21 protein-coding genes and 2 pseudogenes are annotated in these 23510 nt (G+C 55.7%); 17 read left to right on the top strand and 6 right to left on the bottom strand.

Annotated features, from left to right (window positions below; genetic code table 11):
- Positions 1-35: 35 nt before the first annotated feature.
- Positions 36-110 (bottom strand): annotated as a pseudogene (locus tag FN082_RS30465) (hypothetical protein); the annotation flags it as partial.
- A gap of 152 nt (positions 111-262) precedes the next feature.
- On the opposite strand from FN082_RS30465, the gene hpaR reads away from it, so the two are divergent.
- Positions 263-703 (top strand): homoprotocatechuate degradation operon regulator HpaR, encoded by a 441-nt coding sequence (hpaR, locus tag FN082_RS08015; protein WP_139539307.1) that lies wholly within the window; start codon positions 263-265, stop codon positions 701-703.
- Positions 704-827: 124 nt separating this feature from the next.
- Here hpaR and FN082_RS08010 read toward each other — a convergent pair whose 3' ends face one another.
- Complete coding sequence (locus FN082_RS08010; protein ID WP_142981393.1) at positions 828-2042, bottom strand: amino acid deaminase; 1215 nt, start codon at positions 2040-2042, stop codon at positions 828-830.
- A gap of 201 nt (positions 2043-2243) precedes the next feature.
- Here FN082_RS08010 and FN082_RS08005 point away from each other — a divergent pair, with 201 nt between their 5' ends.
- The 5 genes from FN082_RS08005 (at position 2244) to FN082_RS07985 (ending at position 7230) form a co-directional block, all read left to right on the top strand.
- Entirely contained in the window at positions 2244-3683 is a 1440-nt protein-coding gene (locus tag FN082_RS08005) for an N-acyl-D-amino-acid deacylase family protein (protein WP_139539309.1), read from the top strand.
- Positions 3684-3693: 10 nt separating this feature from the next.
- Complete coding sequence (locus FN082_RS08000) at positions 3694-4086, top strand: RidA family protein (RefSeq protein WP_139539310.1); 393 nt, start codon at positions 3694-3696, stop codon at positions 4084-4086.
- A gap of 187 nt (positions 4087-4273) precedes the next feature.
- Positions 4274-5761, top strand: coding sequence for a sodium:solute symporter family protein (locus FN082_RS07995; protein WP_139539311.1), 1488 nt, complete (start codon positions 4274-4276; stop codon positions 5759-5761).
- A 10-nt stretch (positions 5762-5771) separates the two neighbouring features.
- Positions 5772-6644 carry a 2-dehydro-3-deoxygalactonokinase gene (locus tag FN082_RS07990; RefSeq protein ID WP_142462235.1) on the top strand — a complete coding sequence of 291 codons (873 nt, stop codon included), beginning with the start codon at positions 5772-5774 and terminating at the stop codon, positions 6642-6644.
- Positions 6631-7230, top strand: coding sequence for a 2-dehydro-3-deoxy-6-phosphogalactonate aldolase (locus FN082_RS07985; RefSeq protein ID WP_142981392.1), 600 nt, complete (start codon positions 6631-6633; stop codon positions 7228-7230). The genes FN082_RS07990 and FN082_RS07985 overlap by 14 nt, the downstream gene beginning before the upstream one ends.
- Here the strand turns inward: FN082_RS07985 and FN082_RS07980 are convergent.
- Entirely contained in the window at positions 7227-8090 is an 864-nt protein-coding gene (locus FN082_RS07980; protein WP_142981429.1) for a MurR/RpiR family transcriptional regulator, read from the bottom strand. The two genes, FN082_RS07985 and FN082_RS07980, sit on opposite strands and share 4 nt — an antisense overlap.
- Before the next feature lie 70 nt (positions 8091-8160).
- Positions 8161-8694: a GNAT family N-acetyltransferase gene (locus FN082_RS07975; protein WP_139539313.1), complete on the bottom strand. Its 534-nt coding sequence runs from the start codon at positions 8692-8694 to the stop codon at positions 8161-8163.
- A 32-nt stretch (positions 8695-8726) separates the two neighbouring features.
- Here FN082_RS07975 and FN082_RS07970 point away from each other — a divergent pair, with 32 nt between their 5' ends.
- Positions 8727-9563: a GNAT family N-acetyltransferase gene (locus FN082_RS07970; RefSeq protein ID WP_142981391.1), complete on the top strand. Its 837-nt coding sequence runs from the start codon at positions 8727-8729 to the stop codon at positions 9561-9563.
- A gap of 3 nt (positions 9564-9566) precedes the next feature.
- Here FN082_RS07970 and FN082_RS07965 read toward each other — a convergent pair whose 3' ends face one another.
- The gene (locus tag FN082_RS07965) at positions 9567-10928 is read right to left on the bottom strand and encodes an MFS transporter (RefSeq protein WP_142462187.1); all 1362 of its coding nucleotides are present in this window, start codon (positions 10926-10928) and stop codon (positions 9567-9569) included.
- Positions 10929-11107: 179 nt separating this feature from the next.
- On the bottom strand, positions 11108-12022 hold the full coding sequence (locus FN082_RS07960; RefSeq protein ID WP_139539316.1) for a GntR family transcriptional regulator: 915 nt from the start codon (positions 12020-12022) through the stop codon (positions 11108-11110).
- A 140-nt stretch (positions 12023-12162) separates the two neighbouring features.
- On the opposite strand from FN082_RS07960, the gene FN082_RS07955 reads away from it, so the two are divergent.
- From FN082_RS07955 to FN082_RS07910, 10 genes and pseudogenes are all read left to right on the top strand, one after another.
- Entirely contained in the window at positions 12163-13185 is a 1023-nt protein-coding gene (locus FN082_RS07955) for a zinc-binding alcohol dehydrogenase family protein (RefSeq protein ID WP_142462188.1), read from the top strand.
- Positions 13186-13196: 11 nt separating this feature from the next.
- Positions 13197-14642, top strand: coding sequence for a tagaturonate reductase (locus FN082_RS07950; protein ID WP_139539318.1), 1446 nt, complete (start codon positions 13197-13199; stop codon positions 14640-14642).
- A 283-nt stretch (positions 14643-14925) separates the two neighbouring features.
- Positions 14926-17691 carry a sigma 54-interacting transcriptional regulator gene (locus FN082_RS07945; RefSeq protein WP_139539319.1) on the top strand — a complete coding sequence of 922 codons (2766 nt, stop codon included), beginning with the start codon at positions 14926-14928 and terminating at the stop codon, positions 17689-17691.
- Positions 17692-17790: 99 nt separating this feature from the next.
- Positions 17791-18213, top strand: coding sequence for a PTS sugar transporter subunit IIA (locus tag FN082_RS07940; RefSeq protein WP_139539320.1), 423 nt, complete (start codon positions 17791-17793; stop codon positions 18211-18213).
- A gap of 14 nt (positions 18214-18227) precedes the next feature.
- Positions 18228-18698 carry a PTS sugar transporter subunit IIB gene (locus tag FN082_RS07935; RefSeq protein ID WP_139539321.1) on the top strand — a complete coding sequence of 157 codons (471 nt, stop codon included), beginning with the start codon at positions 18228-18230 and terminating at the stop codon, positions 18696-18698.
- 16 nt (positions 18699-18714) lie between these two features.
- The gene (locus tag FN082_RS07930) at positions 18715-19494 is read left to right on the top strand and encodes a PTS mannose/fructose/sorbose/N-acetylgalactosamine transporter subunit IIC (RefSeq protein ID WP_139539322.1); all 780 of its coding nucleotides are present in this window, start codon (positions 18715-18717) and stop codon (positions 19492-19494) included.
- Complete coding sequence (locus FN082_RS07925) at positions 19472-20323, top strand: PTS system mannose/fructose/sorbose family transporter subunit IID (RefSeq protein WP_139539323.1); 852 nt, start codon at positions 19472-19474, stop codon at positions 20321-20323. The genes FN082_RS07930 and FN082_RS07925 overlap by 23 nt, the downstream gene beginning before the upstream one ends.
- A gap of 12 nt (positions 20324-20335) precedes the next feature.
- Positions 20336-21397, top strand: a complete 1062-nt coding sequence (locus tag FN082_RS07920) for an SIS domain-containing protein (RefSeq protein ID WP_139539324.1) — start codon at positions 20336-20338, stop codon at positions 21395-21397.
- A gap of 17 nt (positions 21398-21414) precedes the next feature.
- Positions 21415-22425 carry an SIS domain-containing protein gene (locus FN082_RS07915; protein WP_180349592.1) on the top strand — a complete coding sequence of 337 codons (1011 nt, stop codon included), beginning with the start codon at positions 21415-21417 and terminating at the stop codon, positions 22423-22425.
- A 132-nt stretch (positions 22426-22557) separates the two neighbouring features.
- Positions 22558-23490 (top strand): annotated as a pseudogene (locus FN082_RS07910) (Rpn family recombination-promoting nuclease/putative transposase).
- The last annotated feature ends 20 nt before the right edge of the window (positions 23491-23510 follow it).

The raw sequence follows: 23510 nt of genomic DNA, 5'->3' as shown, positions 1-23510 counted from the left end.
TCGGAATCGAAGATATTTCATTAATATGTTAATGATCATCTTTTATGCTTTGCAGAAACGTTTGGCAAACAGAAGTGAATGTTTTGTGATCTGATTAACAATATATTTACAGATTTTATTTTTATTTTTATAAATCAATGGTTAATTATTTTTTGTTGTACCATCTGGTACTTTTCAGAGGCAGAAACCGGTTGCGTTATGAGGCAATTAACGCTAATTATTAACTTATTAATAAATGAAGGGTGTGGTTCAGAGGTCACTCATGCATGATTCATTAACTATCGCGTTGCTGCAGGCGCGGGAAGCGGCGATGGCGCACTTTCGTCCCATCGTTAAACGCCACAATCTGACCGAGCAGCAGTGGCGTATCGTGCGCATTCTTGCCGAAAATCCGTCGATGGATTTCCACGACCTGGCTTTTCGCGCCTGTATTTTACGCCCGAGCCTGACCGGTATTCTCACCCGCATGGAGCGAGACGGTTTGGTGTTGCGTCTAAAGCCGGTCAATGACCAGCGCAAGCTGTACGTTTCGCTAACGCCTGCGGGGTTGAAGCTGTATGAAAGTGCCCAGGCCCAGGTGGAAGAAGCTTATCGTCAGATTGAAGCTGAGTTTACCGCGGAGAAAATGCAGCAGCTCACCGCGCTGCTGGAGGAGTTTATTGCCTTGGGGAATGGGATAAGAGGAGAGGAAGAGGAGTCGTAAGATGGCCCGAGCCGTGAAAACGTGAAAATCCCCGGAGGCGGTGCTGGCGCACCTGTCCGGGCTACGGGTTCACAGCACGGTAGCCCGGACAGGCGCAGCGCGCCGCCTCCGGGAAAGGCACCATTCAGAACAGCGTATCCAGCTCTTCCAGCACGTTGTATTGGTCATCCACCAGCAGCAGCGTTTTCCATTTATCAAACGTCAGGCACGGGTGCGAGGTCCCAAACACCAGAATATCGCCGACCTGCACGTCGCTGCCCGGTGCAAGGTGCAGCATGCAGTGCTGATCCATAATCCCCACGCTCGCGATCCCCTCGGCGGATAGCTGCTCACCGTGACGATAGAGGGCGATGGGCTGCGGCAGTCCGGCGTCGAAGGCGCAGTCGCGCTTGCCGAAGTTAACCACCGCGCGATCCGCTTCCGGCACCGACTGGACCATCGCCATCAGCTCCAGCGCCGAGGTTAAGTCGCCGCCCAGATCGCAGGCGATCGGATCCCGCGCCACCAGCTCCTGCTGCGCGATATCGTAGATCCCCCGGTCGTGGGTGATATAGCAGCCGGGGCGGATAACGATCCGGCAGTTCGCCGGTTTCTCCGCCGCCAGCCAGATGTTACACACCACGTCGTACCAAACGGTACCGGCACCGGTCAGCACAAACTCGCCCTCAACCAGCGGCGCCATTCGACAGGCCAGTTCGGCGGCCTGGCGCAGCAGGGCTTCAACCTGCGGCTGCGGATCGTCGCCGTGCAAAACCCCTTCATACAGCTCAAGACCGCGCAGCTTCAGGCCCGGCAGCTCCGCCACCGCCTGTGCCAGCGCCAGCGCGTCCTCAACGCTGCGACAGCCGCAGCGCCCGCCCTGCACACCCAGCTCAATCAGCACATCCAGCGTTTGCCGCCGCTCGCTGAAAAACGCCGACAGCGTGCGGGCATTGGCAAGGCTATCCACGCAGCAGATAAAATCTGCCGCCCGATAATGCCCTTTCAGGCGCGATACCACCTGCATATTGGCCTTGCCGACCAGTTGGTTGACCATCAAAACGCGCTGCACGCCGCTGGCCATCGCCGCGCTGGCTTGCCAGGCGCTACCCACGCCGATCCCCCATGCGCCCGCCTGCTGCTGCGCCTGAAAAATCCACGGCGTCATCGTCGTTTTACCGTGCGGTGCCAGCGAGACGCCGCGCGCATCGGCGTAGCGTTGCATCCAGGTGATGTTATTTTCCAGCGCCGTTTTTTTCAGCAGCGCGGCGGGGAGGCAGATATCCTCTGCCAGCAGATTTGCCGGGGCGGACATCACGGCGGCTTTGTGCGGGACAAGCGTATCGGAATGGTATTTCATAACAATGTCCTTTCAGGGTTTATGCTCGGATAAAAGTTGGGTATCAATTTTAATTTATTGATAAATATAAATTTAATATGTGATCTTTGTGTTTAATGAATAAAAGTATCATAAATTGATCTGGTTTTTGCGTAGTTTTCCACTGTTTTTCCGCCTTGTAAATGGTTAACTTGTCGGCAGAGTTGAAAGGGAGTAATTGCGATGAAAGTTAACTGGCTTTTCAAAAACGTCACCGTCATCGACGGCAGCGGCGGGCCGCAGTTTCTTGGCGACGTGGCGGTGAAGGGCGATCGGATTGTGGATATGGCCCCGGCGTTGAATCTGGCGGCGGAGCAGGTGGTCGAGGGGCTGGGGCGCGTACTGGCCCCCGGGTTTATCGATGTGCATACCCATGACGATATCAACGTCATCCGTATGCCGGAGTATTTGCCCAAGCTGAGCCAGGGGGTGACGACGGTGATCGTTGGCAACTGCGGGATCAGCGCGGCGACGGCAACCATGCGCGACGGCGTGCCGGACCCGATGAACCTGCTGGGCGAGCAGGAGCAATTTATTTATCCCACCGTTGAGGCTTACGCCCACGCGGTGGAGGCGGCGAAGCCGTCACTGAACGTCGGCACGCTGATTGGCCATACCGCGCTGCGCAACAATCATATGGATGATTTGTTCCGCCCGGCGACGGAAAGCGAAATCGCCGGGATGCGGGTTCAACTGCGCGACGCTCTGCGTCAGGGGGCGCTGGGGCTGAGTACCGGTCTGGCCTACGCCAGCGCATTCCAGTCCACCACTGAAGAGGTGATGGCGCTGGCGGAAGAGCTGGCGGCGGAGAAGGGTATTTACACCACTCACTTGCGCTCGGAGTTTGAACCGATTCTGGAAGCGCTTGACGAAGCGTTTCGCATTGGTCGCCACGGCAACGTGCCGGTGGTGGTCTCGCACCACAAGTGCGCCGGGGCGAAAAACTGGGGTCGCACGAAGGAGACGCTGGCTTTCTTCGATGAGATGCGCCAGCGCCAGGAGATTGCCTGCGACTGCTACCCCTATTCCGCCAGTTCGTCGACGCTGGATATGAAGCAGGTGACCGATGAGTTCGACATCGTTATCACCTGGTCGGAAGCGCAGCCAGAACAGGCCGGTAAAACCCTCAAGCAAATTGCCGATGGCTGGCAGGTGAGCCTCCATGATGCGGCGGCGCGGCTAATGCCCGCAGGTGCAATCTATTACAACATGGACGAGCAGGACGTGCGGCGGGTGCTGCGTTATCCGGTCACCATGATCGGCTCCGATGGCCTGCCGAACGACCCGATGCCGCATCCACGGCTGTGGGGGGCTTTCCCTCGGGTACTGGGCCACTACAGTCGCGATGAACAGCTGTTTCCGCTGACCACCGCCATTCACAAAATGACCGGCCTCTCGGCGGCACGCTTTCAGCTTGTGGATCGTGGGCTGGTGAAAGTGGGCTACTTCGCCGATCTGGTGCTGTTTGACCCGCAAACGGTGCGCGATGTCGCCAGCTTCTCCGACCCGAAACAACCGGCGGACGGCATAGAAGCGGTGATGGTCAACGGCGTGATGAGCTACGGCAGCGATAAAAAGATTACCGGGCGCGCAGGGCGTTTCCTGCGCCGCCGAATGAGCTAAGGAGTGAAAGATGAGTATTAAACGTTATGGCGTGGAAGGCGGAACCGGCACCGGCGGGCAGCATCTGCCGTTCGCCCGCGCGGTGGAAGCGGGTGGCTGGCTGTACGTCTCCGGTCAGACGCCGATGAAAGATGGCGAAGTGGTGGAAGGGGGGATTGTCGACCAGGCGCGTCTGGCGATTCAGAACTGCGTGGATATCATGACCGAAGCGGGCTATACCCTCGCCGACGTCGTACACGTCAAAGTGATCCTCACCGATTCGCGCTATTTCCAGTCCTTCAACAAAGTGTTCCGCGAGTTCTTTGGCGATAACCCGCCAGCCCGTATCTGCTGCGTGGCGGACCTGGTGGTGGATTGCAAAGTCGAAGTGGATGTGACCTGTTATAACGCGGCGCGCGTGTAAAACCGCGCGAGAAAAATAACATTCTTCTCCGCTCGGGGAGGAATAAGCAAAAAAGTGTGATATTGGCGCCAGACTGAATAAACAGGCTGGCACCAGCGGTGTCGCTTTGCCTTTTTTCAGGCATTGTTTCTATCAACTTATAATATTCAGCAGTACGAGTATTATTTATTACGTCTGGATGTGAGCAATGAATAATATGTCCTTTTTGATTTGGTTCTCGGTCTATGCCTGCGCCATGATTACGTTAGGCTGGTATGTGTCGCGTAAGCAAAAGACGGGTGAAGATTTTTTACTGGGCGGCCGTTCTCTGCCGATGATCCTGACTCTGGGTTCAACCGTCGGTACCATGGTCGGTACCGGCTCAAGCGTTGGTGCGGTGGGCTTTGGCTACACTAACGGCTGGGCGGGGATGCTGTATGGTCTTGGCGGCGCGGTAGGGATCCTGCTGGTGGCGTGGCTATTTGCTCCGGTACGTAAGTTTCGCTTTATGACCATGAGCGAAGAGATGTCTTATTATACCGGCGGCAGCAAAATAATTAAAAACCTGGTCGCTATCCTTATTTTTATTGCCTCAATTGGCTGGCTTGGTGCACATATTTTAGGGGGCGGTCTGTATCTTGCCTGGGCCAGTGGTATCGATATTAACGTTGCCAAAATCATTATCGCCCTGGCCTTTGTGGTGTATGTCGGTATCGGCGGTTACTCGGCGGTAGTCTGGATCGATACCATTCAATCCATCGTGCTGTTTGTCGGTTTTATTCTGATGGCGATTCTGGCGGTGCATCACGTTGGCGGCTGGAGCCATATTCAGCAAGCGGTTGACCCGGCGGCGCAAAGTTTATTTGCCGTGGATAAACTGGGTATTCTGCCTGCGTTCTCTTTGGCGATAGTCATCGGCGTTGGTGTGCTGGCGACACCTTCTTATCGTCAGCGAATCTATTCGGCGAAGACGGTCTCCTCGGTACGTCAGTCTTTCACCATCACGGGTCTGCTGTACCTTGGCTTCTCCTTCCTGCCAGCGATTATCGGCATGGCGGTGTGGACCATGAATGCGAACCTGGAAAACAGCGGTTTCGCCTTCCTGTTTGCCACGCAGGTATTGCCGCCGGTGCTGGCGATGGCAATTCTGATTGCCGGGATGTCGGCCAATATGTCGTCAGGCAGCTCCGACGCGATTGCCGCGGTGTCCATCATGCTGCGCGACCTCTATACCCTCGTCACCGGGCATATGCCTGCGCCGGAAAAAGCGATTCGCCTGTCGCGGATGTTCCTCGTGCTGGTTATCGCGCTGGCGTTGCTGTTCGCGCTGACCTCTAACGACATCATCAGCTATATCACCAAAATGATCTCAATGATTATGTCCGGGATGTTTATCTGCACCATGCTTGGCCGCTTCTGGAATCGCTTTAACTGGCAGGGCGCGGTTGCCGCGCTGGCAGGCGGCGCAGGGGCATCGGTGGTGGTACTGATGGACAGCGACTGGATGGCTTTCTGGGGCAATCCATGTATTCCGTCGGTGCTGACCAGCCTGGTGGCCTCAGTGGTGGTCACACTGCTTACGCCTGCCAGCAAGATGAGCCGTGAGGAAGCGCTGGAGATGATCACCCAGGAACGTGAAAGTCGCCCATCTGCGCCGCCGCTGCCGATTGGCAAACGCAATACGTCGCGGGGCTAAGGAAATGGGGATAAATAACTACATTGCCGTCGACTGGGGATCCACCCAGCTACGCGGCTGGTTGATTCGCAACGGCCAGTGCGTCGAGACGAAGCAACTGCCGCTGGGCGTGACTCGCCTCAACGGACTGCTGCCTGAGGAGGTATTCCTGCAGCACCTGGCTCCCTGGCGCGGCGCAGAGAAGCTTCCGGTGCTGATGGCCGGGATGATCGGTAGTGACGCGGGCTGGCAGTCAGTGCCGTACTTGCCTTGTCCGGCGGCGATTGATGCCCCAGGGCAACAGCTGTTTGCCGTTGCCGAAGGCGTGTGGATTATTCCCGGCCTCAAAATTGAACAGGTCGGGGAGTACAACGTGATGCGCGGGGAAGAGACGCAGCTGCTGGGCGCGTGGCAACTGGCCCCGGCGGAGTGCTACGTGATGCCGGGCACCCACTGTAAATGGGTGCAAGTAGAGCGCGGCGTGGTGCGCCACTTTGCTACCGCGATGACCGGTGAGCTGCATCATCTGCTGATGACGCAATCGCTGCTTGGCAAGGGGCTTACGGCCCAGTTGCCGGACGAAGCTGCTTTTGAACTGGGGCTGGAAAATGGGCTGGCGCAGCCCTCGTTAATTAGCGAACTGTTTGTCGCCAGGGCGGCGCGGGTATTGGGGGCGCTGGCGGCGACATCGGTCAGCGACTATCTCTCCGGGCTGCTGATTGGCGCTGAGGTCGCAACCCTGGGTCAGCGTTACCGTATATCAACCGTCACCCTGGTGGGGGACCCGGCGCTGAATGCCCGCTATCGTCGGGCGATGATGGCGGGCGGGATGACGGTCAACAGCTGTAGCGGCGACGAGGCATTGCTGAGCGGCATGGCGAGGATAATGAATGGACAAGCTTAAACTGGTGGCGATTTTGCGCGGCATTCGCCCCGCAGAAGCGGCAGAGCATATTGATACGCTGATTGGCGCAGGGTTTCGCTATATTGAAATCCCGCTCAATTCGCCGGACTGGCAGCAAAGTATCCCGCAGATGGTGGCGCAGTTTGGCGAGCAGGCGGTGATTGGCGCAGGGACGGTACTGAAGGTTGAGCAGGTCGATTTTCTGGCCGACGCCGGGGCAAAGCTTATCGTCACGCCGAATACCCAGCCTGCGGTTATCCGCCAGGCGGTGGCGCGCGGGATGCTGGTCTGCGCCGGGTGCGCGACGGCGACGGAGGCGTTTAGCGCGCTGGATGCCGGGGCGCAGTGGCTGAAGATTTTTCCCTCTTCCGCTTTTGGCCCGGACTATATTCGTGCGCTGAAAGCGGTGCTGCCGCCGGAAGTGCCGGTGCTGGCGGTAGGCGGCGTGACGCCGGAGAATCTGGCGACCTGGGTGCAGGCCGGGTGTGCCGGAGCCGGGTTGGGGAGCGATCTTTATCGCGCCGGACAAACGGTGGAACGCACCCGCCAGCAGGCAGGGAGGTTTATCTCCGCAAGTAAAAGCTAATCACCCAGCGGCTGGCGGTCGACGCCGCCGCGGTGGCTGTCGAGCGCCAGCTTAATACGCCGCAGCCGGCCTTTGGCCTGGGTTTTGTTGGCCATCGCCAGTTCGGTGGCCAGCACATCAACCATCGCCAGCATCGCATAGCGCGAAGTGCTGGGCTTGAAGATATAGTCGTTTTCGCGCACCAGCAGCGGCAGCACCAGATCCGCCTGCTCCGCCAGCGGCGTTCCGGCCGGGGTAATCGCGATCACCTTCGCACCGTACTGGCTGGCAATCGCCGCGCTTTCAATGATTTCCTGGGTATAACCGCCTAATGACAGCACGATAACCACATCCTTTGGCGTCACCGCCGAGCTCATCATGCGTACCAGCAGGCCGTCATTCAGGCTGACCACCGGCAGGCCAAGGCGAAACAGACGATACTGAATCTCCTGGGCACAGATGGTGGAGCCGCCGCCCATGCCGAGGGCCAGAATCTGCCGCGCATCGCTCAGCCAGCTGACCGCGCGCTTCAGCGCTTCGATATCCAGCGCCCGGCGGTTGGTTTCCAGCACACCGATAATCGATTCATAGATCCCCTGCACGCCTTCAAGGTCCGGGACATCGAGAATAAAGCGCTGGCCGACCGCCAGAGATTGCGCCAGCTTCATCTTCAGTTCGCGAACATCTTTGCAACCCAGCGCCCGCGCGAAGCGGGTGACCGAGGCCTGGCTGGTGTTGGTCAGCCGCGCCATTTCGGCGATAGGCAGTTCCGCCGCCGCCGCGACATCATCGAGAATAAACTGCGCGATGCGCTTTTCGGTCGCCGTCAGCTCAACAAAGCGATCGGTAATGCAGGAAATGATATCGATTGACCAGGACATACGGGTATCAGCGGGTAAGTTTTGAATGATACTTTGTACCATATTCAGGCGATGAAAGCAGCGCCGGAGGTCACAGCGCCAGCCGCATGGTGCAGCGCGTTTCTGGTGCCAGTCCATGTTCCGTTTCCAGCTCCCTTTTTGCCGCCAGTCCTGACGGCAGCGTCAGCTCGTCCAGCATCGAAAAGCCCAGGCGCGTATAAAACGGCGCGTTCCACGGCACTTCACGAAAGGTGGTGAGCGTGACCGCTGGATATTCCACCCTGCGGGCATTTTCAATCACCTGCTCCAGCATTATGCGGCCAATTCCTTGCCCCTGCCATGCCTGATGGACGGCAATCTCGACGATAAACAGCGCATCATCCAGCGGTTCGGTGAGCAGGAAGCCTATCGGTTGTTCATCGGCTACGGCCAACAGGCTGTGTTCGGTTTCAAGAAACAGCCGGTGGCGATCGACACTTATCACTTCGCTTTCTGCCAGCCAGGCCAGTACCGGGATTTGGCGAAAAGCCTGGGCGGCAGAGCGCTCAATGGCGGGCAGGAGGGCGATATCGCTCTCCCGAGTTGGGCGTAATGTGATGGCGGCGGTTATAGTGTTAGTTTTCATCACCTCAGCATAGCAGCCTCCGGGAGAAATGTATGGAGCTTACCGCCGTTCCTGCCACGCAATTCAGCATCGAGCAGTTGACGGTTATCCTCGGCGACTGTTTTGAGGATTACCTGGTGCCCGTCACGCTGTCGGTGGAGGTTTTTGTCCAGCGTTTTAGTGCCGAAGGGCTAAGCCTGCTGGATTCTCGCGTCTGGCTGGATGGCGATGTACCCGCAGCGATGGCCGTTGTCGCCCGACGCGGCGATGAAGCTCGGCTAGCGGCTTTCGGGATGCGGTCCGGGTATCGCGGTAAAGGGCTTGGGCGTCGGTTAATGACGCCGCTGATTGCCTCTTTGCAGGAGCAGGGGGTACGGCGGATGTGGCTGGAGGTGATCCGCGAAAATCACGCTGCGATGGCGCTGTATCAATCGCTGGGTTTCGAGGTACGGCACGGGCTGTGCGGCTATTTAAGTTCACAGGCCGGAAGTGATGAGCCACCCATATTGCAAGATTGTGATGTGCTGGCCCTGACGCGCAGGGCCAGCGCTGAGGTCAACGGCCAGCTGCCGTGGCTAATGGACCCGCTTACTTTCAGCACCCTGCCATGCCGGGCATTAACCCTCAATCAGCAGGCCTTTGCCGTACTGGCGACGTTAACCAGCAGGCCGCAGCTCCAGTTTTTGTGGGTTGAACCTGCCGCCCGCGGGCGCGGGCTGGGACGAGAAATGCTGATTGCTCTTGCCCGTCAGTTTCCGGGGCTCGGCACGTCGGTGACCATCCCGGAAACCTTTACCCTGCTGTTTAAAGCCGCAGGCTATGCGCCGTTGGCCTTAAAGCAGTATGAGATGAGCATGGAATTTAACGCCCTATCGTCTGCAGGGCGGTAAGGTTTAGCCGTTACGCGGGTCGCTAATCGGCTGGCGAACCAGGAAAATATAGGCCAGCGCGCCGAGAGCGGTGACGCAGCCGCAAATAATCAGCGCCAGCTGGAATGAGTGGGTGGTATCGACGATAAACCCGGTCACTACAGGGGCAAATGAAGCGCAGATAAAGCTGGCGAAGTTCTGAATGCTGCCGACGGAAGCGGTCATTCGTGAAGCCACTGCGACGTGAATCAATCCCCAGCAGGAGGTTCCGGCAAAGTGAATACAGAACAACGCCATACCGATTAACAGCACTGCGGCTATTGATGTTGTCGCCTGGGGTACGACGAGCGTAAACGCGGCGGAGCAGAACATACCGGCAATAATGCAAATTTTGCGGCTCTTAATCGGGGCCATACCGCCTTTGACCAGCCAGTCGGTAACATAGCCGTTGATTAACATGCCTGCGGCACCGAACAGGAACGGGATGGCGGCCATAAAACCGGTACTTTTCAGATCGAGATTATACGCCGTTTGCAGATAACCCGGCAGCCAGGCCAGATACAGCCACGCGGTATAGTTGATGCCGCTGAAGCCGAGCATCATTCCCCACATGGTCTTGTTTTTGAACAGGCTGCGCCATTCGGCAAAGCTTAGCGGGTCACGGCGAACGTTGACGCTTCCGGCATTCAGGTAGGCCTGCTCATCGGCGGTGAGATTGATATCCTCCCGGTTGCGATAGAGCATATACCAGCCGATAGCGACGAAGATCCCCAGCACGCCGATGGTAATAAACATCCCGCGCCAGCCCATCATCAGCATCATCGCAGCCAGAATCGGCGGGCTGATGGCGACGCCAATAGTTGAGGCGGCGTTAAAGAAGCCCATCGGACGCCCACGCTCTTTAATATTAAACCAGTCGTTGATCACCTTGACGCCGCAAGGGTTCATCGGCGCTTCGCCGATCCCCATGCCGATGCGCACCAGGACGAACTGGGTAAAACTGTGCACCATCCCCGAGACCGCCTGAAACAGCGACCAGAAAAACATCCCCAGCCCCAGCATGATGCGTGGACCTTTGCGGTCCAGCAGCGGCCCGCAGGGGAGCTGCGCGATACCGTAGGCCAGTGAGAAGACCGACAGCAGCGCGCCGATTTCGGTGGCGCTGAGCCCTAACTCCTCGCGGATGGTTAAGTTAGCGACGGATAATGAACTTCTGTCGAGGTAGTTAATGACCGCCGCCAGAAATAACAGAATCATTGCCGTGGTCTGAATTTTTTTAATCCGAGCGCTACGCTGTAATGTATTATCTAACGGAACTGAAATCGTCTCCGCTTTCCCTTTTTCAAAGGTTGTCTGCGGGTCGATGGTTATATTTCTTTGTTCCACGCCTGACTCCTGGCTATTCTATTTGAACGACAAGTGACATCGAATGGTTTAAACACCACCCACATATTTCACAGTAAAGTAAGTCGACTTGTTTTCAGCATAAATAACCTTTTTTATCGCACTGGATTACGTTTTTAGATTTGTGCTGCTGATAATCATTTTCTGTTTTTAATCGGTACTTAATAAAGCAGAGACTCATTCTGCTTAAGGGAGTTAATCATTGATTGTTTCGCGGAGTTCAGGTGGTTACGTAGCGCCAGGTTGGCGTCCAGGTCACTGCGGCAGATAAGCGCGCTCAGGATAGTCATGTGTTCATCAATGGCGATGATATTGCGCTGCTTAAGATCGCTCTCATCCCACTGGTAGTGGAAGTGGAAGATAACGGAAATGATTTCAAGTGATTGATTAAAAAATATATTATCAGCAGCGGAAAGCAGTAGCGTGTGAAAATCTCGATCGAGCTGTGAGAACATGCGAAAGCTGTCGCCGATGCTGTCCCGCAGCGCCCGATGGCGCTCAAGCAGGGTTTTCGCCTGTAACCAGCGGGCATCGTTGTCCGGCAGGTTGAGGAAGTGCTGGAGCGCGTGGGTTTCCAGCATTTCGCGCAGCTCGAACAGCTGCTCCGCCCAGGATTGCTCAAACTTCTTCATATTCCACTGGCCGCGTTTTTCGCTTTCAATCAGGTTGTAGCGGCTGAACTTCAATAAAAACTCTCTGACCACCACCGGGCTGACGCCCGCGGCCCGCGCCAGCTGTAGCTCGGAAAATATCTCTCCGGCGCGCAGCTGGCGCTGATTGATCATGGTGAAAAATGCCTGCTCAAAGAGGCGATTTTGTTCGGCCAGCGAGGCGCTGGAACCATCGAAGCCGTCCTGCACTTCGGGCAGGCGGAGGATCAGGTAATCCTGATTGACCTGACTCAGCACGCCGCGCTCGCATAAGTGGCTGAGGATATGGCGCACAGTGGTGCGGCTGATGTTGTACATCTCCGCCAGCGCGCTTTGCGAGGGCAGCGGAGAGGGGATAAAGCCGCGCGCCATATCGTTAATGACCTGGTTAATCACGTTATGACGAAGGTTTTGTGAACGGCTCATACATAGACTCCCTGTTTTTTAGATATTAAAACCGGATTTAAAACGGTTTTGTGCGCGAGGTTTCACAATTTTCGCAATAACTTTATCCTGGATTGTGTTTTTCATCGATATCTAAGCCAACAAATACGGAGGCAATAATTATGACGTCGATGAATACATTAGTGTGTCAGGAACCCAAAAAACTTAATTGGGAAAAACGCCAGATTCCCATTCCTGGCGATGATGAAGTTCTGATTAAAATAAAAGCAGTGGGGATTTGCGGGACGGATATTCATGCATGGAGCGGTAATCAACCTTTTTTTAGCTACCCGCGAGTACTCGGCCATGAAATATGCGGCGAGATTATTGGCCTCGGTAAAAATATTCTTAATCTGAAGAGCGGCCAGCAGGTTGCGGTTATTCCTTACGTGGCCTGCCGTCAGTGTCCGGCCTGCCTGAGCGGGCGGACAAACTGTTGTGAGAAGATTTCGGTCATCGGCGTACATCGCGACGGCGGATTTAGCGAGTATCTCAGCGTGCCGGTGAAGAACCTGCTGGTGGTTGATGACGTTGATCCTGAGGCGGTGGCGCTGATTGAGCCGTTCGCCATTAGCGCCCACGCGGTGCGCCGCGCGGCTATTCAGCCGGGAGAGCAGGTGCTGGTGGTTGGGGCGGGACCGATTGGCCTGGGCGCGGCGGCAATCGCCAAAGCCGACGGTGCGCAGGTCGTGGTGGCGGATACCAGCCCGGCGCGACGCGATCATGTGGCGCAGCATCTTGGCCTGACCACCCTTGACCCCTCCGACCCGCAGTTTACCGAGCAGTTGTGTGAGACGTTTGGCGGCTCTCTGGCGCAAAAAGTGATCGATGCGACGGGAAATCAGCATGCGATGAACAACACGGTGAATTTAATCCGTCACGGCGGCAGCATTATTTTCGTCGGCCTGTTTAAAGGCGAACTGCAGTTCTCGGACCCGGAGTTTCATAAGAAAGAGACGACCATGATGGGCAGTCGCAATGCGACAGAAGAGGATTTTGCCAAAGTCGGGCGGCTGATGGCCGAGGGGAAAGTGACCGCCAGGATGATGCTGACCCACCGTTACGATTTCAAATCGTTGGCTGAAATCTATGAAAGCGAAGTGATTAACAATCGTCAGCTGATCAAAGGCGTCATTCATTTTTAGCAGGGAAGGCCATGAAAACGTTAAACAGAAAAGAGTTTCCGGGGGCGCAGTACCCGACGCGGGTGATTCAGTTCGGCGAGGGCAATTTCCTGCGGGCGTTCATCGACTGGCAGCTGGATCTGCTGAATGAGCAAACCGATCTGGCAGCCGGGGTGACCATCGTTCGCCCTATCAACACCGAGTTCCCGCCGTCGCTCAATACCCAGGACGGTCTGTATACCACGGTGATCCGCGGGCTGGATGAACGCGGCGAGGCGGTGAGCGAGGCGCGGGTAATTCGATCCGTTAATAACGAGATCAACCCCTGGCAGGATTTTGCCGACTATCTCGCGCTGGCCCGTAACCCGGATATTGCGTTCGTGTTTTCGAATACCACCGAAGCGGGTATTAGCTACCATGCCGGAGACCGGCCTGACGATATGCCACCGGTGAGCTTCCCGGCGAAGCTGGCTCAGCTCCTGCTCGAACGGTTCCGTCATTTCGACGGCGCAGCGGATAAGGGCTGGACGATGATTCCCTGCGAGCTGATTGATTATAACGGCGAGGCGCTGAAGGCGCTGGTGCTGCGCTATGCTCAAGAGTGGCAGCTGCCTGCGGCTTTTAGCGACTGGATTGAAACGGCCAATACCTTCTGTTCCACGCTGGTTGACCGCATCGTGACCGGCTACCCGCGCGAAGAAGCGCAAAAGCTGGAAGCGGAGCTGGGCTATCACGATGCGTTCCTTGATACCGCCGAATACTTCTGGCTGTTCGTTATTCAGGGGCCGCAGACGCTGGCGGAGAAACTGCGGCTCGACCGCTGCCCGCTCAATATCCGTATCGTCGACGATATTCGGCCCTATAAAGAGCGTAAAGTCGCCATTCTCAACGGTGCGCATACCGCGCTGGTCCCCGTGGCATGGTTGTGCGGCGTGGATACGGTTGGCGAAGCGATGCAGGACGAAGCCATTCGCCATTATGTGCAGCAAACCATCGGCGAAGAGATTATTCCGGCGCTCGATTTACCTGCCGATGAGCTACGGCAGTTTGCCGATGCCGTGACCGGGCGTTTTCTCAACCCATATATTCGCCATCAGTTGCTTTCCATCGCTCTGAACGGGATGACCAAATTCCGTACCCGGATCCTGCCGCAGCTGCTGACGAGTATCCGCCAGAATGGCACGATTCCGCCGCGCCTGACGTTCGCTCTGGCGGCGCTGATCGCCTTCTATCGCGGCCAGCGTGACGGGCAGACTTATCCACTACAGGATGATGACGTCTGGTTGACCCGCTTTGCCGAAGGCTGGGCGCAGGTGGCGCGCGGTCGCCCGCTGCAAGACCTGGTCGTAGAGGTTTTGCAGGATAAAGCGCACTGGGGTGAGGATCTGACGGCAATCCCTGGACTTGCCGAACAGGTTACGCGCTATCTGGAGGTGATGTTGAGCGCAGGAATGCGGGAGGCCCTGGCGCGGCTATAGTCGGTTTGTTGTGCGGTGCCCGCGGATTTGGGCGCCGTTTTTTTTGTGCTCTGAACCGCAAAAAATGAATTAAGCGTCAATGATTAGTGGATTTCCCTCATCATAAGAGCCTATCCCATTAGGGCTATTTTGCTTGCCATTTTGAACCTGGGCAGTGCTCAGAATCCTCACGTACTACGTGTACGCTCCGGTTCTTCCGCGCTGGCCGTGTCCAAACTGCCTGCGCCAATAACGCCTACTGGGAGAGGCTCTAAGTGCCTGCGATGGCGATGATGGGGGATGCATGCGTAAAACAGAACTGTTGGCTTTTCTGCAAAATCAGACCGATTTTTTCGATCCGGATAACCTGAGCGAGGTCTTCACCGCCAGCTACCTGGCCCAGCGTTTTGCAATGCAAAGAAATACCGCCAGCCACTATCTGAACCAGCTGGTTACCCAGGATGTGCTGGTGAAGATCAACACTCGCCCGGTCTATTTTCTGCACAAAAAAGCCTTCTGCCAGCAGTTCTTTCCCCTTTCCCGCAGCGAGTACGCCAGCATGGCGGAACTGCTTGCTGAGAGCGACCGACAGCCGGAGCAGGCTGATCATTTTTCACTACTGACCGGACATGATGGCAGCCTGCGTAAACCGATTGAGCAGATGAAAACCGCGCTGTTTTATCCCAATGGCGGGCTGCCGCTGCTGATTACCGGCGACAGCGGAACCGGCAAAAGCTATATGGCGGAACTGATGCACGAGTTCGCTATCGCACAGGGATTGCTGGAGCCTGACGCGCCATTTGTTAGCTTTAACTGCGCGCAGTATGCCAGCAACCCCGAACTGCTGGCCGCCAACCTGTTTGGCTACGTCAAAGGCGCGTTTACCGGTGCGCAGAGCGATAAAGCCGGGGCGTTTGAAGCGGCAAACGGCGGCGTGCTGTTTCTCGACGAAGTTCATCGCCTGGATGCGCAGGGGCAGGAGAAGCTTTTCACCTGGCTGGATCGCAAAGAGATCTACCGGGTGGGTGAGACGGCGCAGGGACTGCCCGTCGCGCTGCGGCTGGTATTTGCCACTACCGAAGATATTCACAGCACCTTTCTGACTACTTTTATTCGCCGTATTCCGATCCTCGTTAGTCTGCCGGATTTGCAAAACCGCAGTCGTCACGAGAAAGAGGCGTTGATGCTGCAGTTTTTCTGGCAGGAGGCGCGCACGCTCGCCGCCCGGCTGCAGCTGACGCCGCGGCTTTTACAGGTGCTGGCTCACTATGTTTATCGCGGCAACGTGGGGGAATTGAAGAACGTGATTAAGTACGCGGTGGCGTCGGCATGGGCTAAATGCCCCGGTAGCGAGGTGCTTAGCGTCACTTTGCATGACCTGCCGGAAAATATCATGGCCGCAACGCCTGCGCTGAGTGAACCGATGGGCCAGGAGGAGCCGCTGCTTATCGAACCGCAGACCAGCCTGGTCTGGCTATTGCGCGCGCGCGACCCGGTACAGGGACTGATTTACGATTCCCAATGCCGGGTTCTGGCGCTATATGAAGCGGTACTGAGTAAAAAAACGCCCTGGGAAGAGGCGCAAAAAAGCATGGGCGAGGAGATCGAAACCCTCTTCGACCGGCTAATTTTTGATAATCACGATGCCAACAGCTCGCATATGTTGCTGCTGATCACCCATCAGGTGCGGGAAGAGTTTTATCGCCTTGAAAAGCGTTTCAATATCCAGTTTAACGGCAACTGTATCTACGCCCTGAGCCACTACCTGATACATCGTTCCCGCCAGGCGCAGTCCAGGATGAGCAGCGAGAAAAGCCGTCAACTGGAGGATTTTCTGGCGCAGAAATTCCCGCTGCTGTATCGCTTTTGCGAAGAGATCCTCGCCGCGCTGGCGCTGAAGTTGGATATCGAGCCCCGGCGCATTGACCTGTTGTTATTGGTGTTGTGGCTGCAAAAAACCGGCGCAATCAGCCAGCAGCAGGTGACTCGCGCGATAATTGTGGCCCACGGCTACGCCACCGCCAGCAGTATCGCTAACGTGGCGAACCGGTTGTTGAAAAGCCAGCTGTTTGAGTCATTTGATATGTCGCTCGACGTCACGCCGGAGGCTATCGCCGACCAGGTGATAAGCTACATTGAGAGCCACGCGCTGGCCTCCGGGCTGATCATTCTGGTCGATATGGGCTCACTGAAGGCGATTCATAGCCACTTTAACCGCCACCTGACCACCCCGATGGCGATTATTAATAACGTCTCGACCGGGATGGCGATGTACGTTGGCGAGCGCATTTTACAGGGCGATATGCTGGAAGATATCGTCCGTGAGATTGGCGATGACCTCGCGGTTGAGTATCAGCTCTATTACCCGCAAACCGACAAACCGCGGGCGATCCTCACGACCTGCGCCACCGGTTTGGGCGCAGCAGCTAACTTGTCGGCGCTGTTAAAAGCCAGCATTCCTGAAGCGCTCGGCATTGATATTGTCGCCTGCGATGTGGAAACTCTCGCCGATCCCGCACGGCGGGAGTCGATGCTGAGCCGCTACGAGGTGCTGGCGATCGTTGGCACCCTGGATCCGCATCTGGCCGAACTGCCGTGGATCTCGCTGGATTCGCTGATTTCAGGCGAAGGAAGCCGGCCGCTGATGCGTATCTTCGGCGAACTGGCGACAGCGGAGCAGGTCAGCGAAATCAATAACCTGATCCTGAAGAATTTCTCGCTGCGCAGGGTGATCGAGTCGGTGACGATCCTCGATACCGGGAAGGTGATCAACCAGGTTGAGCAGTTTTTACTGCGCTATGAGCATCTGGCCGGCTGCGATGTGCCCAACGATCGTAAGGTGGCGCTGTATGTGCATATAAGCTGTCTGATTGAGCGGTTAATTCGCAATGCTTCACCGACCTATTACTCAGGAAGGCAGTGTCCGCAGAGTGAGCTGCTTATTCTGCGCGAGGCCTTTAGTGTCATAGAGAGTGGGTATAGTGTCAAAATCCCGCCGGTTGAGCTGTATTACATTCACGACATCCTGACGCGGGAAACGGAATTTATTAAGGAAGATCAAGAGTTTTAATCCCCTTCGTCTGTTCGTTCTTACGCTAACCGGCGCGCCACTGTTTCTGGCACGCCGGTTGCAATTAAGAAAGCAGTGGAATGCGCTTTCGAGGTAAGGATGAAACGACACTATATTTTTGCCAGCCATGGCACCTTTGCTAACGGCCTGTTGAACTCCGTGGAGCTGATCCTCGGTAAGCAGCCGGATATTCATACTCTGTGCGCCTATGTAGAAGAGGAGGCCGATCTGACGCTACAGGTGGAGACGCTGCTGGCGCGTTTTCCCGCACAGGATGAGCTGATTGTGATTACGGATATTTTTGCCGGTAGCGTCAATAATGAGTTTGTGCGCTTTTTATCGCGCCCGCACTTTCATTTATTGTCCGGTTTAAATCTGCCATTAATTATTGACCTGCTTATTTCAGCAGGGGAAGAAAATACCGATAAGCTAATTTCTGAAGCATTAATAAGTGCCAAAGAGAGCATTCAGTACTGCAATCAAACGATTGCCAGTGCGATGACTACTGATAAAGACTTCTGAAATGAGGGAACACTATGATTACGCTTTTAAGGGTAGACCATCGATTACTTCACGGCCAAGTGGCCTTTTCCTGGACCCAGTACGTTGGCGCCGATTGTATTTTAATCGCCAACGATAGCGTCCCAGAGGATGAACTGCGGAAAACCACGATTAAGCTCGCTAAACCGCCTTCAGTTAAACTGGTGATTAAAAATATAAACGACTCTATTGAATCGATAAAAAGCGGCGTCACTGATAAATATAATTTATTTATTGTCGTGGAGTCGGTGAATGATGCCTGGCGTATTGCCAGTGCCGTTGACGAAATTAAAAGTATTAATCTCGGCGGAATTAAGGCCAAAGAGGGCAGTAAAAATATCTCTAAGGCAATTAATTTACTGCCGGAAGAAATAGAACAGCTGCAACAACTGGTGGGGAAAGGCGTTGAGGTGGAGATTCGCCAGGTCCCTAACGATCGCAAACAGCTTTTTGCGGAATGTGTTTAATTCCGGAGGACAGATTATGGTAGAGGCTCTCTTACTGGGTCTGGTGGCGTTTATCGCGCAATCGGAATATGCATTAGGGACGTCGCTGATTTCACGGCCTATCGTCACCGGGCTGCTGACCGGGCTGGTGCTCGGGGATGTGCAGACCGGCGTCATCATGGGCGCGACGCTGGAGCTGGCGTTTATTGGCTCCTTCTCCGTCGGCGCGTCTATTCCGCCTGATGTGGTCACCGGCGGCATTCTTGGCGTGGCGTTCGCCATTACCTCCGGCGCAGGCACGGAAACGGCGCTGCTGCTCGGCCTGCCGATTGCCACCCTGACGTTGATCCTGAAAAACGTCTATCTGGGGATGTTTATTCCGCTGCTCAGCCAGAAGGCCGACGGCTATGCGGAACAGGCAGATACGCGCGGCATTGAGCGTATGCATCTGATTGCCGGATTTGGGTTGTCGTTGATGCTCGCAACGGTGGTGACCGTCTCATTCCTGGTCGGCAGCAATGCGGTGAAATCCCTGCTCGATACGATCCCGGAATTTATTAAACACGGACTCAGCGTGGCGACCGGAATTATCCCGGCGCTGGGCTTCGCGATGCTTGCCAGATTGCTGATAAACAAGAAAGTTGCGCCGTACTTTTTCCTCGGCTTTGTGCTGATGGCCTACCTGAAAATCCCGGTGACCGGCATCGCTATTCTCGGCGCTATCGTGGCGGTGGTCATGGTTAACGTCACCGCGTTTAGCTCACCTCGTACGACGACAGAACAAGGAGTTAGCGATGACGACGAAGATGATTTCTGAAGAGACCCTGCAGCCGCAGGAGCAGGAAGAAACCCGTATTACGCCGCGCGATTTACGCCGGGTGTTCTGGCGCTCCTTCCAGATGGAGTTCTCCTGGAACTATGAGCGGCAGATGAATCTCGCCTTTGTTTACGCGCTGATTCCGGTGCTGAAAAAGCTCTATCCGCGTAAGGAGGAACTGGCCGGGGCGTTGAAACGGCATCTGGTGTTCTTCAATACCACGCCGCATATCGTCACCCTGCTGTTGGGGATCACCACGGCGATGGAAGAGAAAAACAGCCAGCAGAAAAACATGGATGCCACTGCGATAGATAACGTTAAAGCATCGCTGATGGGGCCGCTGGCCGGTCTGGGAGACTCCTTCTTCTGGGGCACGCTACGCCTGATCGCCACCGGTATCGGCACCAGCCTGGCGCTGAAGGGCAACATTCTCGGGCCGATCCTGTTCCTGCTGGTGTTTAACGTGCCGCATATTCTGGTGCGCTGGCTGTTTACGCGCTGGGGCTATGTGTTGGGCACTGGAGTACTTCAGCGGATCCAGAAGAGCGGAATGATGGAGAGCCTGACCTACGGGGCGTCGATTATCGGTCTGATGGTGGTGGGGGCGATGACCGCCTCAATGATTGATATCACCATCCCCATCTCTTTCGGCGCCGGGGAGGCGAAGACCCAGGTGCAGGACATTATCAACGACATTATGCCCTGCATGCTGCCGTTGGTGAGTTTCGGCATTGTCTACTGGCTGCTGGGGCGCAAGGTTAAGCCGCTCTCTATCATCGGCGGTATGGCGCTGGTGGGTATTGCGGGCTCGTGGATTGGATTGTTTTAACGGGAGTGAGCTATGAAACCAACGATGATGACTTATATCAGTGAAGAGTCCGCCTGCCTGACGCAGATCCTTCGCGACTACCGGCAAAAGCTGGCGGCGATTGACATCTTTGCTCGCCAGCACCCGGTGCGGCGTATTCTGCTGCTGGCGACCGGATCGTCGCTAAACGCCGCCCTTTGTGCACGCTATTTCTTTGAACAACGCTTCGGCATTCTGGTTGAAATTAAAGAGCCGTACAACTTCACCCATTACGAAGCTATCGACCCGCATACCGATCTGGTGGTGGCGATTTCGCAGAGTGGAAAAAGCGCGTCGACGCTGGAGGCGATGCGTAAAGTGCAGGCGGCGAATCTACCGGTCTTTGCCCTGACCTCCGACCCGCAAAGCCCGATAGCGCTGGTCTGCGACGGGGTGCTTGATATCAATACCGGGATAGAGAGCGTGGGGTTTGTCACCCGCGGATTTAGCGCAACGGTACTGAATCTGCTGCTGATGGCGCTGATGATTGCCCGCAGCCAGGGGAAGGCCAGCGAGGCCGAGGAGGAGCGCTATATTGCAGAGCTACAACGCCTGGCGCTGGCGATCCCGGATGTTATTGCCCGCACCTCATGTTTTATCGACAGGCATAGCGAAGCGCTACGCGGCGGCGAACGCTTTGTCGCCACTGGCTATGGCGCGCTGGTTGGGGTGGCGAAGGAGTTCGAAACCAAATTTACCGAAACGGTGCGCGTGCCTTCCAGCGGTTTTGAGCTGGAAGCGTATATGCACGGCCCTTATCTGGAGGCTAATGCCCGCCATGTGATGCTGTTTATTGAAGACGCGCCGGATGAGCGCTCCCGTGCTCTACGCGATTATATGGCGCCGTCCATTGCCCGGGCCTTTACGTTGACGCTGAGCGGTGAGGAAGATGAGCAAACACTGGCGCTAAACTGCCCCTGTGAACATCACCTGGCACCGTTGCTGCTGATTGTGCCGATCCAAATGCTCGCCTGGCATACCGCCGGACTCAAGGGCATCGATCTTGCAATACGTATTTTTGACGATTTTGACCGCGTATTAAAAAGTAAAATCTGATTATTCAGGAGAAAACTATGTTGGGTTTTAATCAGGACGAGTACCTGACCAGTGCTCGCGAGATCATCGCTGCGCGTAAACAGGCGGAAACCGTCGCCGACGATATTTATCACAGCGGCTGTAGCGCGTTATTTTTTGTATCGGTAGGTGGTTCTCTGGCTCCGATGATGGCCATTAATGAGTTTGCTAAAGAATTAACCGGCGTGCCGGTTTATCTTGAACAGGCTGCGGAATTAATTCATCGCGGGCATAAAAAATTAAATAAAGAAGCGGTAGTCGTCACGTTATCTAAATCCGGCGATACTAAAGAATCGGTAGCCATTGCCGAATGGTGCAAGGCGCAGGGAATCCGCGTGGTGGCGATTACCCGTCATGCCGATTCGCCATTGGCCGCAGCCGCCAGCTGGCATATTCCAATGTGCCACAAGAATGGCGTGGAATATGAATATATGCTGCTGTACTGGTTATTTTTCCGCGTGATTTATCGTCATGGTGATTTCGCAAATTACGATCGTTTTGCCAGCCAGCTGGAATTGCTGCCGGAAAATCTGCTGCAAGCCAAGCGCCAGTTCGAGCCGCAGGCGGATAAAATTGCCGCGCAATATCATAATAGCGACTACATGATGTGGATTGGCGGGGCGGAAATGTGGGGGGAAGTCTACCTGTTCTCGATGTGTATTCTCGAAGAGATGCAGTGGAAGCGGACTAAGTCGGTAAGCTCAGCTGAGTTTTTCCACGGCACCCTGGAGCTACTGGAAAAAGAGGTTCCGCTGTTTCTGGTGAAGGGCGAGGGTAAATGCCGGGCGCTGGACGAGCGCGTCGAACGCTTTGCACAGAAGATAACTGACCGCCTGGTGGTTATCGACCCGCGCGACTATCCGCTGAACGGTATTGATGACGCTTTCCGCTGGATTATGGCGCCGTGCGTGGTTTCAACCCTGCTGGTGGACAGGCTGGCGGCCCACTTTGAACACCATACCGGTCACGATCTCAATATCCGCCGTTATTACCGGCAGTTTGATTACTAAATCCTGCCTATGGCGGTCAGCTTGCTGGCCGCCGCGCTATTCTCCGAGTCGCTTCCCAGAAAATCATCGTTAAATCCAGCCGGGTAAAAACCGGTGGTAGAGTCCGGCTTTCCTTCTCTTTCTGGCAAGCGGATGGCCATGAAAAAACGTATGACTTCGACGCCTCACGATGCGGTATTTAAACGATTTCTTCGCCATCCGGAGACGGCGAATGATTTCCTCACGCTCTACCTTCACGAAGAGATCCGTCAGCAGTGTGATTTTGCGACGCTGAGGCTGGAGCCAGCGAGTTTCGTCGATGAAGATCTGCGCGCCTGGTATTCGGACGTGCTGTGGTCGGTACAAACCACCTCAGGGCTGGGATATGTCTATGTGGTGATTGAACACCAGAGCTCACCGGATAATCATATGGCTTTTCGATTAATGCGGTATGCGATTGCCGCGATGCAGCGGCACCTCGACGCCGGGCACAAAGCGCTGCCGCTGGTGGTGCCGATGCTTTTTTATCACGGTGCGGCCAGTCCCTATCCTTTTTCCCTGAACTGGCTGGATGAATTTGCCGATCCGCAGATGGCGAAGAAGCTGTATGGTTGTCCGTTTCCGTTGATCGACGTTACGGTGATGCCGGATGATGAAAGTGTCCAGCATCGTCGGGTCGCTCTGCTGGAGCTGATGCAAAAGCATATCCGCCAGCGCGATCTTAATGGAATAACGGAGTCGTTGGCGGCTGTTGTGATGCTGGGATACACTAACCGTCGGCAGCTGAGAATGCTGTTTCACTATATGCTGTAGTACGGTAATACCACCGATCCGAGCGTGTTTATCCGCCGGCTGGCCCGCCGTCTGCCACAGTATGAGGAGAGGTTGATGTCTATCGCTCAAAAACTTAAGCAGGAAGGGATACAGGAAGGTCGACAAGAGGGAATGCAGGAAGGTCTGCAGGAAGGGAGTCGACGGGAAGCGCTGCGCATTGCTGGCAGTATGCTACAAGACGGCTTAGATAAAGAGACTGTGCAGCGGATCACCGGGCTTTCGGCAGATGAGCTAAAGCCGCTGCACTGTTGATGTCCTGACCCTAAAACAAT

Source organism: Klebsiella spallanzanii, assembly GCF_902158555.1.
GTDB classification, from domain to species: Bacteria; Pseudomonadota; Gammaproteobacteria; order Enterobacterales; family Enterobacteriaceae; genus Klebsiella; species Klebsiella spallanzanii.
The sequence above is the reverse complement of the archived record's forward strand: the minus strand, read 5'-3'. Positions and strand labels throughout refer to the sequence as shown.